Genomic DNA, 13,313 nt, shown 5'->3' on the forward strand with positions numbered 1-13,313 from the left:
ATTGGTCCTTCTCCATCCCCTTCTCCTAAAGAAAGGAATGGAAAAAGCTGTTTCTATTTATAATTTATAAAATTCATCCCAACCTTTACGCGGCGGAAGTCCCGCCAACATTGCATTAGCAAATTCATTATTTGTAATCTGTTTCGTGCGGCTGTCAAAGAATAGCTGTGTATTAAGCCGTTGAGCCATTACACCCAGTGAGAACACCTGACTCAAAACACCGTTGATTTCGAACGGTGAGCGCGTCTTTTCAATACCGTTACATGCCAATAAGAAGTTTTCGAAGTGATTGGAAGGACTTTTAGGAACCTTCGGTAATTTGCCAGCCATCTCTTTCGCTTTCTCTTCCGGAATAATAGACAAAGTGCTTCCATGACTCCCCCCTTTAAAGATTAAATCTTTCGTATAGATAATCTTTCCCGGATTCAATTTAGCCGCAGGAGTATCTCCCTGATTTGTCGCAGGAATGTTCGGGTCCAGTCCCGATACTCCATAACCGGCAGGAATAGGAGGAAGATTATCCAGACCGTCATACCAAGTAATGTCTACCGGTGGCATCCCTTTACGTTGCGGGAAGCGGAAGAGAATCGTGGAAGAATAAGGGAAGAAATAATCATTATGACCATTTGCGTATTGCATGGTAACTTCATAAGGCAATCCCAGTTCCAGAAACTCGTGAGCCGTATCGAGGATATGCGCCCCCCAGTCGCCCAATGCACCCATACCAAAATCATACCAGCAACGCCATTGTCCTAAATGATAATCTTTATTATATTCGTGATAAGGGGTAACTCCGAGCCAGGTATCCCAGTCCATATCTTTCGGCAGTTGCTGTCCCGAAGGAAGTTTATAGATATTAGTGTCCCATTTATGCCAACGGCGCGGGTTATTCATGTGGGCAGTGATAGCAGTTACGTCTTTGATAATTCCCGCATCCATCCAAGCTTTAAACTGGAAATAGTTTGCTTCAGAATGTCCCTGATTTCCTACCTGGGTAACCAAGTTAGGACGTTTAAGCGCAGCTTGCATCAACAATTCCGCTTCATAGAAAGTACGGGCCAGCGGTTTTTCTACATATACATGTTTTCCGGATGCCAATGCCAGCATACTGATCGGGAAATGTGAATGGTCGGGAGTAGCAATCGCCACAGCATCAAACTCATTACCGGCTTTATCAAACATCTGGCGGAAATCTCTAAACTGTTTTGCCTTCGGATATTTAGCCATAATCTTTTGCGTATGTTTGGCACCCATGTCCACATCACATAACGCTACCACTTCTACCATACCTGTCCGCGCAAAATCTTCAATAATCTGTTCACCGCGGTTACCAATGCCGATATAGGCTATCTTTACCTTGTCACCTCTTCCTTTCTTGGGTGAAATCGTTTGAGCATGCAGTAAGTCACCTGCCCCCAACGCCAATCCGGCAGAAGCCATTGACATCGTTTTCAGAAAATCTCTTCGTGTTACCATAAGTTATTTATTTTCATTGATATTGATTAAGTTCGTGAACGAGTAAACAATGCCCGTAGCCCATTAAACAAGAGACGCAAAATCCCCCAAAAAGCATAAAGCACAAAAGTAAATATGATGATATAAAAAATAGAAGTTATCATCTCCGTAAATGGCGCATGATAAGCTATAATTGCATAGAGGTGTATCAAATTGGATACTACGAAACAAACGAGTAAAGTAATTAACTCTATTTTCTTTCGTCGTGCGGTTACAATCGTGTCTTTCATACTGCTTCGGGTGTTTTTACAGATTGATGGTTCAGATAATCTATTTTATATTCATCGGGGAAGTAGAGCATCCGCTCTTCCTCCAGTGCCTGATGTCCCAGCAAACAAAGCATACTTGCATAGTATCCTTCTTCCGCTATTCTTTCCGGTTGTTTTTGTGTTATGACGGCTTCAACGAACGCTTCCAGCAACAAGGACGTACCGTCACTCTTAGGACGTTCTCCAATAATGAACTCTCCAGTGTTCTCATTTGCAGTTTCCGGAGCCCAACTCGTTCCGGCAAAAGGAAGAGAATCGAAAACTTTGTTTTCCCAATCATTCACCATCTGCAGGAAAGCCGGTGCAGGAGCCACATTCTCAAAGTAATATTTTCCCTTTTCCGGTTCTACCGTACCAAGGTTACCCATGATCTGTTCTTCCAGTCCATAGAATTTATTGGATATAACGGAGTCGAACGTCATCTTCACCCCATCATCAAAGACATATACACAACTCACATTATCATACACATCCCTGCCATCCTTCCAATAAGTAATGGCACCATGCCCCATCACCTTCTCGGGAATCTTACGCAAAGCCCAATTTCCGATCTGAAGCTGGTGGCAAGCGAGTTCCGTCATCAGTCCCTTCGAGAATTCCTTGTAAAGACGCCAGTTTATCAGGCGTTCCAGATTGGGTGAAGGTACCGAGCGTCTCCAATCGCCATTCCGGTTCCAAAAGGTACGGATTGCATTTATTTCACCAAAGGTACCCGCATGAATCATCTCCATCGCTTTGATGTAACGAGGGTCGAACAAACGTTGTTGACCAGTGAAGAAAATCTTTCCCGTGCTACGATGTTTCTGATACATACGGTAACACTCTTCCATCGTAAAACCTATCGACTTCTCACAAAATACATGCTTTCCTGCGTCGAAAGCATCCAAGACGATTTTACAATGCGAACTAAGAGGGGTAGCTACGAGTATGGCATCTATCGACTTATCTTCCAGCACTTCCCGGTAGTCACCATACACTTTGGCATTAGGCACAAGTTCCAATGCGCTCTCGATAGACGGTTTATAAATGTCGCACAATGCTACGATCTCGACTTTGGGGTTCTTAGCCAGAAATCCCATTAAAAAACGTCCCCGGGAACCAGGACCGATTATTGCCAGACGGCACTTTTCGTTTGAGGTGTTCGTCACCTCCGAAAAAGCAGAAAGCCAAGGGCTTGCTGCAAGAAGAGTGCCAGCCCCGGCTATGCCTAAATTCTTTAGAAAATCCCGCCTGCTAATAGGGGTATGTTTCATGCTTGTGGTATTTAAGATTATAATTAGTTTATTTGAAAATCAGTTATTAAATACAGGTGCTTTTTGTGTTTCGTAAGAAGGAGATTCTCCTTCTACATAAGGCCATCCTTCTTTATCCCATTTGATTTGGTCCAGCAACAGAATACGTCCGTTCTCCGGGATCGATCTTGAAAAACCATGATACAGAAGCCAGTCTTGTCCGGCATCATCCCGGATAATCTGCGAACCGTGCCCATTGCCTACAAAATGATCATTCGCACCTATCACCAAAGAATAACCATTCTTCAACATCGGTTTGCCCGACTTATCTTTGTAGGGTCCCCAGACTTTTTTAGAGCGGCCCACTACAACTTTATAAGTACTCCTAATCCCCTCGCAACAACTTCCGATAGAGGCAAACATATAATAATAATCGCCGTGCTTATGAATATAGGCAGCTTCAAAAGCAGTTCCTGCTATTCTCTTTTTTTCCGCTCCCGGCTTCAATGACAGACCATCTTCAGTCAGCTCAATAACATATATTCCCCGGAAGCTGCCCCATACCAAATAGTTTCTCCCCTCATACTGCAGGAGACTAGGATCGATCGAGTTCTGTACACCAATCTCATTGCTACGGAGCATCTTACCATGATCCGTAAAAGGTCCCTGCGGAGAGTTGGCCGTAGCTACCCCTATTCCACACGTTTGTTCTCCTCCCCACACTGACATTGCATAATAAAGCACATATTTACCGTTAATATAATTAATGTCAGGTGCCCAGATTCCAGCTTTAGGTTCAAATCTGGGACGAGTTTTATTCGTGAATGCAGTGTTGCAATACGTCCATTCCACCAAATCTTTCGACTTCATGATCGGAACGTTTCTGGTAGATTCGGTAGCATACACATAAAAATAACCATCTGCAGCTTTAATCACCGTAGGATCGGGCATGGCAATATCTACAACCGGATTCTTATAACTCACTGCAGACTTTGTCTGTGCTCTCCCCTGCGAAAGACAAGCACCTATCATGAATACGAAAACGAACAAATTTACATACTTTTTCATCAAATCATTCTTTTAAAAGCTCCTTTTTACCTTATCTTTATAGCTATAAATTAATATTAACTTACAAAATCCTTTGGAAGCACTCCAAATTGCTTCTGGAAACACTTGGCAAAATAAGACGGAGAATTAAACCCTACCATATAGCAAATCTCATTTACCCGGTTTTCTCCTTCTTTCAATAATTGAGCAGCCTTCTTCAAACGTTCCAGTCGAAGATATTCATTCGGACTCAAATCCAAGACTCCCTTTATCTTCCGATAGAAATTAGAACGGCTCATATTCAGGCTATCCGCCATATCATCCATGCTAAATTCCGGATTACTATAATTCACCTGGATAACCTCATTCAACTTCTTTATAAAATCTTCGTCAGCTTTTGTCAACGCCATCGTATTGGCTGCCACAAAAGGAGACTGTGCAAAAGCCTTGCGCAGTTTCTCCCTATTCTGAATAAGGCTGGAAGCACAAGCCTGTAAATATTCCACAGAAAAAGGTTTCTCCAGATAAGCATCTGCTCCCAGTTCCATTCCCTCTATCTTAGACTGGATATTCGTCTTCGCAGTCAACAAAATAACGGGAATATGGCTATAATTCAAATCTGACTTGATCGTCTTACACAATTCAAAACCATCCATCACAGGCATCACAACATCACTAACCACCAAGTTCACATAATTACCATCCAACACTTGCAACGCTTCCGCACCATTAGTGGCAGTCAATACAGTATATTCTTTCGATAGCTGACGCACTACAAAGGCAAGCATATCCGGATTATCTTCTACAACCAGCACTGTAGGCCGATTATCTTTCTTTTCCGTCTCTCCAACAGGAATTTCATTCATCCTGTCTATTTCAACTTCCGGTTCCGGTGTTAAGGTTATTGTCATATCCTGAACGATCGGCAAAGTCAGACAGAAGGTATTATTTTCTTCCCCTGCTCCCATAGCCAGGGTTCCTTGATGCAGTTCTGCCAATGAACGGGAAAGAGCTAAGCCGATTCCTGTTCCAGTGGTCACTTTTCCGTCTTCTTTTTCATTGAAACGAACGAAAGGTTTAAATATCTCCTCCTTCATCTCATTGGGAATAATCACCCCATCATTCTCTGTACGAATACGGAATGAATTATTATCATCCGCTTCCGGCACTTCCAAAGATATGTGTACGTAGCTTTCAGCATACTTCACCCCATTGTTCAACAAATTACTGATAATCTTCGTAAACGCCTCCCGGTTCACATGTGCATAAAAGTCCTTTTCAGGCACTTGCAAGGTGAATTCCAAACCTTTTTGTTTGGCAAGGGAAGTGAAACGTACATGAGTCTCCTTCAAGACCTCCGTTACATTACATTTCGCAAAATTCAAACGGAATCCCTGACTTTCCGTTTTACGGAAGTCAAGTAACTGGTTAGTCAGGTTCAACAATCGTTCCGTATTCTGTTTCATTACGTTCAGGTCTTCCCGTGTTTCCGCATCAACCTGTTTCTTCAATATAATGTTTTCCAACGGACCTTTAATCAATGTCAACGGCGTACGTATTTCATGGGCCACATTGGTAAAGAAATCAATCTTTGCATGGTAAACTTCACGTTCTTTCTCCTGCTCGAATTTTTCCATCTGCCTGCGGTGTTTGTTGTTACTACGCCTCTTGAAATACATAACTGTATATAAAGAACAGCCAATAATCAGCAAAGCATACACACAATACGCCCATATAGAAAGATAGAAAGGAGGAAGAATATGCACTTCCAATATCACTTCATCGTCACTCCATACTCCATCACTATTGGCAACTTTCACCCGGAAGGTATAATCACCATATCGAAGATTGGAGTAGGTAACAATAGGGCTTTCACCAACTGTCAACCAGTCTGTATCAAAGCCTTCCAACTTATACATAATCCGACTTGTCTTAGGAGCCTGAAAATCCAGCGCAGCTACACGGAAAGAGAAAGAATTCTGATTAGACTGGAGAACAAGCTGGTCAGAGAAAGTGATACTCTTTTCCAACGGAAAGCCCGGTTCACCAGCATATACTTCCTTTCCAAACAGAAAGAAATCAGTAATTACAATAGACGGGAGAAACTTGTTCTCCGAGAAATTCTTGGGATTAAAAGCGATAAATCCATCGATACTACCCAAATAAATCGTACCATCCTCGGCCTCAAAACTCGAACGATAATTAAACTGGTCGCCCAACAATCCATTGGAAGTGGTATATACTTTCATCACTCCGGTTGTGGGCTGGAAGCAGACCAAACCGTTGTTGGTTGTCAACCACAAAAGACCGTCCTTGTCTTCTACAATCTGATATACGACATCATTCGGCAAACCAGCAGATAAATTATAGTTGGCAAATGTCTCCGTATCCGGCTGAAAACGACAGAATCCTCCTCCTTGGGTAGTCAGCCAGATTTGCCGGTGAGAATCTTCAAAGATGCTCAAGACCTTGTCATACGGAAGGCTCTTCGGATTATTTTCATCGTGCAAATAATTCTTCCATTTCTTTTCACTCACATTGTAGCAATAGGCTCCATTAGCATAAGTTGCCAACCATAGATTTCCTCCGGAGTCCTCCTTTATGTCATACACAAACCGACCGTTCAGTTCCGGTATCCGGTCGAAATCATCAGACTGTTTATTATATCGGAGCAAGCCGAACAAAGTTCCCAAGTAAATATCACCAGTCGTTGTGCAGCAAATAGAGAAAACACTATTATCTATCAATGAACGGGGAGAATCCGTTTTCTGATAGGTTTTCACGATAGCTCCCGTACGCGTATCTACTACTTTCACTCCTTTTGAAAAGGTTCCTACCCAAATATGATCTCCAATTAAACATAAACCATGCACATTGGTAAAAGCACTACTGGGCGTAAAGAAGGAGAATGTTTTGGTCTTGGGGTTGAAACGATTCAGACCACCGTCCTCCGTACCAATCCACAAAATACCTTGATTATCCTGACAGAACTCACGTACTCGTTTCCCACGCAAACCATTATCAGTCCCTTTGGGATAATATTTCTCGAAATACGTATAAAAACGAGGATAGTAATTCACACCGCCAAAATAAGAGCCAATCCAGATGCCACCCTCGCGATCCTTACACAATGAATAAATAGCATTGTCGGATAAAGAATAAGGGTCGTTGATCGAACTGCGCAAATGAACATACTTACCCATTCGGAGATTATAAATATAGAGTCCCGATTCTGCACCAATCCACAATTCATTGTCAGAAGCAACCAGCAGTTCACGACAAAAAACAGACTCTCCACTTTCATCTTTAGAGAGTAAATCATGCAGTTTGTTAGAGGTCAGGTTCAGTTCTTTCACTCCTCCTTTTAAAGAGCCTATATATAGACAATTATATGCTCCTTTCACCAGGCCTATCACGACATCATTCTCATAAGTTTTTTGATCGTCTACAGGTGATACATAAGGATGAAGGGTTTGCAAACGGTCTTTCGAATAAAAAAGTCCATCGCCATAGCAGCCAATCCAAAGGGTTCCGCTATTATCGAAAACAAAAGACTGGACATTGGTGGAGATAAAAGAAAAGTTCTTCAATGTGTGGTTCTGGAGTATTCCTTCCTCCAGATCATAACAAAATAGCCCCTGCGACTCTACCGCTACCCAGACACATCCTTTGTTGTCTCCGGAGATTGCAGTTACGGTATGCTCTATTTTCGTGTTTTCTGCGCTCAATTCAGCAAAATGCCGGAAAGAATCTTTTTCCGGATTATAGATATAAAGTCCTACATCCGTACCTACCCAGATATTTCCTTTTGCATCCTCATAAAGAGCTGTGATAAAATTATTACCAATGCTCCGCCGTGTGCGGTCATCATGTTTGAATTTGCGGAATGACAAACCGTCATATCTATTCAAACCATCTTTTGTGCCGAACCACATAAAGCCCTGCTTATCCTGCAAAATCGCATTGACCGTATTTTGAGATAACCCGTTCTGTACACTAAGATTTTTGAAATAATAATGCTCGTCCGCCATTTGCGCATGGCAGCCGATCTGATAGCCGATTAAACAGATTAAAAATATGAGAACTTTCTTCATAAACATACGTGTTTTCTATCCTTCCGTTTGAGTTACCAAATGTAGGCAAAATCACAGCGGAAAGATAGTAAATATGTCTCAATGAATGAAAGAATAGTCCTATTTTTCTATTCTGATACGCGCGTCAACTGCTACAACGGCCTTTTCTGTTGCTAAGAGCGGATTTATATCCATTTCTTTGATCTCTGTAGCGAAACGTAGCAAAGTGGACAAACGGACAATAATTTCAGCAAATTTATCTTCGTTGACTCCCTTTTGCCCACGTGTTCCCTGAATGATTTTATAAGCACGCAAAGAATGAATCATTGAATAAGCTTCTTCGTAAGAAAGCGGAGCCAAACCGGAAGATACATCTTTCAGCACCTCCACAAAAATACCTCCCAAACCACAAAGTACCACGTGGCCGAACTTCTCTTCATATTTTGCGCCAACAAACAGTTCCGTACCTTTCAGCATCGGCTGTACCATAATTGCTCTTGCATCAGGTATCTGCATCATACGATCAAATTCCAGTGCCAGATGTTGCTCACTTTTAATGTTCAGAACGACACCGCCGACATCTGATTTGTGCACAGGACCAACAACCTTGGCAACTACCGGAAATCCGCACCGACGGGCAAAAGCTACTATCTCCTCTTTATTGTCGGAAACAAATTCATCTACCAACGGAATACCGGCAGCGTGCAACAATGCCTGTACATAATTGGGAGCGATATAACCATCCTCCGGAATAGAATCAATAATACGACGAATCCTCGGAACGTCCACTCCGAACAGTTCTATTTCAGGAACTGCCGGTTTAGGAGCATTGACGATACGTGAAAGGGCAGTACCCAAGGTCACTTCGTCTGCAAAATTCACATGCCCTTTTGCCAGGAAGGCGGAAACCTCTGCTCCGGCTGTATTAATGGAAGGAAGAATGGGAAAAATCGGTTTCTTGCAAGTCTGCATCTTTTCGTGAAGCACATCATACATTTCAAACATAGTAACCAATCCCGGAGTTCCGAAGATGGCCATCATGGCGTCTATATTGTCAAGCTTTTCCTCGCAGTAGTCAATGCAAAGGCGCAGATGTTCCGGTGTTCCGGTAGCCAGAATATCAATAGGATTTCCGACGGCAGCACCGGGGAATAGTTGGGCTTTTAGTTCCTCGGCTACTTCTCCCTCCAGCTTAGGCACATTCAGTCCGCCTTTACTCAACGCATCTGTCAGCATCACTCCCGGCCCTCCGGCATGAGTGATAATGGCAAAATTCTTTCCTTTCAATTCGGGTAAAGTAAACACGCAACCCACAGTAGTCAATTCTTCACGAGAGAAGCAACGCACAATGCCTGCTTTACGGAACAAAGCCTCTACTGCCGAATCGGAACTGGCGATTGCTCCTGTATGGGAAGATGCCGCCCGGCTTCCGCTCTCCGAACTTCCGGCTTTGATTGCCGCAATCTTGCACCCTTTTCTAATCAAAGACGAAGCATGGAATAACAACCTGTCCGGATTCTGAATACTTTCAATATAGAGTAGTTTCAGATGAGAATCTTTTTCGGGATCGAAGTTCTCATCCATAAATTGCAATACATCTTCTACACCGATCTGCTTGGCGTTTCCCACCGACCAGACTGAATTGAACTGCAAACCTTTTGTTACGGCACTTTCGAGAATAAATACCGCCGTAGCACCGGAGCTGGAAATCAAGTCCACCCCTCTCGGATTTAAATTGGGAATTGGCTGGCTGAACACGCTATGATGCCATGTGTTCATCAATCCGATGCAATTAGGACCAATCAATGAGGCTCCGTATTTATTGACTGTTTCCAGAATACGCTCTTCCAACAGTGCTCCTTCGTGGGTTTCTTCACCAAAACCTGCAGAAAGTATGATAAATGCCCTGGTTTGCTTCTTGCTGGCCAATGTTTCCACAATATCGGGACACATTACAGCAGGTATAGCCAACACTGCCAGATCCGTATCCGGCAGATCGCTCACATCCGCAAAAGCAGGAACTCCCTGTACTTCCTTCTCCTTCGGATTCACCGCTCGAAGCTCTCCCCGATAACCTCCATTTATCAAATTCTTTAATATTGCGCCACCCGGCTTATGTACATTATTCGATGCCCCTACTACAACAATGCTTTCAGGACGAAGCAACTGGGTTGTTATCATATCATGCTTTGGTTTTCGTTTAACTTAGGTACAAATATATTCTTTCTTACGAGAAAAAAGAAAGAAAAAAGGGAGAAATATAGATGGAAATAGATGATAAAAGAGGAAATGAGCAAGAAATTATATAGATTATACTGACTTATTGAAATGCAAAGCTATAATCTTACCATGTAATTCTTATCATTAGAACAGAATATTACTTTATGCAGAAAAAATGGACATAAAACTCATACAGAATCAAAAATATACAAGATGAGTCCGGAGTATATTGGAAAACTTGAAGGATAAGCAAGTTGCATAATCCATATTCACACAAAACAGACTTTAAATCATTCGATTCAACATCAAAAAGGCAAAATTCCTAATTTCAGGAGCAGATTATTGCAAATATAAGTTCAAATAGAAACAACTCACATGTTACCTATTCGACAGCAACCAGCACAAAACAAGTATTCTAAATGCCCTTTTGTCCTTTCGTTTAAAAGCAAGAAAGTACTTCTCACTGACCAATAAACCGTTTCTTTAAAAGGAACGAAGTCTTCCTTTAAAAGCAATGATTCATGATTCTATCAACAATCATGAATATTCACTCATTTGTATTCAAGAAAGATTACTTATTCCGCATATTCATACAGTATTTTATACGTCACTTCTTTTATTAGAATACAATTTAGATACTCCTAATCTGTTTCAATCTTAAAAATAGAACATAATAGAAAATATAAAAATACCCCGATACAAATTCGCTATTTTCTAGCCAACTTATATCAGGGTAAAACACTTTCTTTTTACCTGTTTTTTTATTACGAAACGTTCCTGTTTCATTCTGTGACCACTTTTCAATGAAATAATCTGTGTTAATCCGTGTAATCTGTGGTGAAAAGTCATTATCTTTGCACATTGCAAAGTTGAAAACAACAAAAATCACACTATATAATGGAAAAGAAATTCAAAAGAACCACCGTCACATCGGCACTGCCGTATGCGAACGGTCCTGTCCATATCGGTCACCTGGCGGGTGTATACGTGCCGGCAGATATCTATGTACGCTATCTGCGTCTGAAAAAAGAAGATGTATTATTCATCGGAGGTTCGGACGAACACGGAGTGCCTATCACCATCCGTGCCAAGAAAGAAGGAATTACTCCACAGGATGTAGTAGACCGTTACCATTCACTGATTAAAAAATCATTCGAAGAATTCGGTATCTCATTCGACGTGTATAGCCGCACCACTTCACCGACGCATCACCAACTGGCTTCGGATTTCTTCAAAACATTGTACAATAAAGGAGAATTCATCGAAAAAACGTCTGAACAATATTATGACGAGGAAGCAAAAACATTCCTTGCCGACCGTTATATCACTGGAGAATGTCCCCACTGCCATTCGGAAGGCGCTTACGGCGACCAATGCGAAAAGTGCGGAACCTCACTTTCTCCTACAGATCTTATCAACCCGAAAAGCGCCATCAGCGGTAGCAAACCGGTAATGAAAGAAACCAAACACTGGTATCTTCCTCTCGACAAACACGAAGCATGGCTGCGCAAATGGATTCTGGAAGATCACAAAGAATGGCGTCCGAACGTATACGGTCAATGCAAAAGCTGGCTCGACATGGGTCTGCAACCACGTGCCGTGAGCCGTGACCTTGATTGGGGTATCCCTGTTCCCGTAGAAGGAGCAGAAGGAAAAGTGCTCTATGTATGGTTTGACGCTCCGATCGGATACATCTCCAACACCAAAGAACTTCTTCCCGACAGCTGGGAAACATGGTGGAAAGATCCAGAAACGCGTCTGATTCACTTCATCGGAAAAGATAATATCGTATTCCATTGCATCGTATTCCCTGCCATGCTGAAAGCAGAAGGCAGCTATATCCTGCCGGACAACGTGCCGAGCAACGAATTCCTCAACCTCGAAGGAGACAAGATCTCTACTTCCCGCAATTGGGCCGTATGGTTGCACGAATATCTGGCTGATTTCCCCGGAAAGCAAGACGTACTCCGCTACGTACTGACCGCCAACGCACCGGAAACGAAAGACAACGACTTCACTTGGAAAGACTTCCAAGCACGCAATAACAACGAACTGGTAGCCGTATACGGCAACTTCGTAAACCGTGCAATGGTGCTGACTCAAAAATACTTCGACGGTCGCGTACCCGCACAAGGCAGCTTAACCGACTACGACAAGGAAACGCTGAAAGAATTCGCAGACGTGAAAGCAGAAGTAGAAAAACTGCTCGACGTATTCAAATTCCGCGATGCACAGAAAGAGGCCATGAATCTGGCACGTATCGGAAACAAATACCTGGCCGACACCGAACCGTGGAAACTGGCTAAGACAGATATGGAACGTGTAGGAACCATCCTCAACATTTCCCTGCAACTGGTTGCCAACCTTGCCATCGCCTTCGACCCATTCTTGCCGTTCAGCTCGGAAAAACTCCGCAAAATGCTGAACATGGATACTTTCGAATGGTCTGAACTGGGAAAAGATAACCTGCTTCCTGTAGGCCATCAGTTAAACAAACCGGAGTTATTGTTCGAGAAGATCGAAGACGCTACTATCGAAGCACAGGTACAAAAGCTGCTCGATACAAAGAAGGCAAATGAAGAAGCCAACTACAAAGCTAATCCTATCCGCCCGAACATCGAATTCGACGACTTCACGAAACTGGATATCCGTGTAGGTACCATTCTTGAATGTCAGAAAGTACCGAAAGCGGATAAATTGCTGCAATTCAAAATCGATGACGGACTGGAGACACGTACCATCGTATCAGGTATTGCCAAGCATTATCAACCGGAAGAGCTGGTAGGCAAACAAGTTTGCTTCATCGCTAATCTCGCTCCGCGCAAACTGAAAGGAATCGTCAGCGAAGGCATGATTCTTAGTGCCGAAAACAACGACGGCAGTCTGGCAGTTATCATGCCGGGACGTGAAGTGAAGCCGGGCAGCGAAGTAAAATAATAAAACTAGAATAGGGAATA

7 protein-coding genes are annotated in these 13,313 nt (G+C 42.7%); 1 reads left to right on the forward strand and 6 read right to left on the reverse strand.

Annotated elements, in window-relative coordinates; translation table 11 throughout:
• Positions 1–57: 57 nt before the first annotated feature.
• The 6 genes from HMPREF9010_RS22650 to HMPREF9010_RS22625 form a co-directional block, all read right to left on the reverse strand.
• Complete coding sequence (locus HMPREF9010_RS22650; protein WP_004311145.1) at positions 58–1,476, reverse strand: Gfo/Idh/MocA family oxidoreductase; 1,419 nt, start codon at positions 1,474–1,476, stop codon at positions 58–60.
• Positions 1,477–1,502: 26 nt separating this feature from the next.
• Positions 1,503–1,745, reverse strand: coding sequence for a hypothetical protein (locus HMPREF9010_RS26440; protein ID WP_008646559.1), 243 nt, complete (start codon positions 1,743–1,745; stop codon positions 1,503–1,505).
• Positions 1,742–3,037 (reverse strand): Gfo/Idh/MocA family oxidoreductase, encoded by a 1,296-nt coding sequence (locus tag HMPREF9010_RS22640; protein WP_008646560.1) that lies wholly within the window; start codon positions 3,035–3,037, stop codon positions 1,742–1,744. The genes HMPREF9010_RS26440 and HMPREF9010_RS22640 overlap by 4 nt, the downstream gene beginning before the upstream one ends.
• A 39-nt stretch (positions 3,038–3,076) precedes the next feature.
• Positions 3,077–4,084, reverse strand: a complete 1,008-nt coding sequence (locus HMPREF9010_RS22635; protein WP_008646561.1) for a family 43 glycosylhydrolase — start codon at positions 4,082–4,084, stop codon at positions 3,077–3,079.
• A gap of 56 nt (positions 4,085–4,140) precedes the next feature.
• Complete coding sequence (locus HMPREF9010_RS22630) at positions 4,141–8,157, reverse strand: hybrid sensor histidine kinase/response regulator transcription factor (RefSeq protein WP_008646562.1); 4,017 nt, start codon at positions 8,155–8,157, stop codon at positions 4,141–4,143.
• 99 nt (positions 8,158–8,256) lie between these two features.
• On the reverse strand, positions 8,257–10,317 hold the full coding sequence (locus HMPREF9010_RS22625; protein WP_008646563.1) for an acetate--CoA ligase family protein: 2,061 nt from the start codon (positions 10,315–10,317) through the stop codon (positions 8,257–8,259).
• 936 nt (positions 10,318–11,253) lie between these two features.
• Here HMPREF9010_RS22625 and metG point away from each other — a divergent pair.
• Positions 11,254–13,293, forward strand: a complete 2,040-nt coding sequence (gene metG / locus HMPREF9010_RS22620; RefSeq protein ID WP_008646565.1) for a methionine--tRNA ligase — start codon at positions 11,254–11,256, stop codon at positions 13,291–13,293.
• The last annotated feature ends 20 nt before the right edge of the window (positions 13,294–13,313 follow it).

Source organism: Bacteroides sp. 3_1_23, assembly GCF_000162555.1.
Lineage (GTDB): Bacteria > Bacteroidota > Bacteroidia > Bacteroidales > Bacteroidaceae > Bacteroides > Bacteroides ovatus.

What these genes read in the sequence shown, in the direction of transcription:
- HMPREF9010_RS22625 (WP_008646563.1), bottom strand. Translation starts at nt 10,317, where the DNA reads ATGATAACAACCCAGTTGCTTCGTCCTGAAAGCATTGTTGTAGTAGGG.
- HMPREF9010_RS22630 (WP_008646562.1), bottom strand. Translation starts at nt 8,157, where the DNA reads ATGAAGAAAGTTCTCATATTTTTAATCTGTTTAATCGGCTATCAGATC.
- metG (WP_008646565.1), top strand. Translation starts at nt 11,254, where the DNA reads ATGGAAAAGAAATTCAAAAGAACCACCGTCACATCGGCACTGCCGTAT.
- HMPREF9010_RS22640 (WP_008646560.1), bottom strand. Translation starts at nt 3,037, where the DNA reads ATGAAACATACCCCTATTAGCAGGCGGGATTTTCTAAAGAATTTAGGC.
- HMPREF9010_RS22650 (WP_004311145.1), bottom strand. Translation starts at nt 1,476, where the DNA reads ATGGTAACACGAAGAGATTTTCTGAAAACGATGTCAATGGCTTCTGCC.
- HMPREF9010_RS22635 (WP_008646561.1), bottom strand. Translation starts at nt 4,084, where the DNA reads ATGAAAAAGTATGTAAATTTGTTCGTTTTCGTATTCATGATAGGTGCT.
- HMPREF9010_RS26440 (WP_008646559.1), bottom strand. Translation starts at nt 1,745, where the DNA reads ATGAAAGACACGATTGTAACCGCACGACGAAAGAAAATAGAGTTAATT.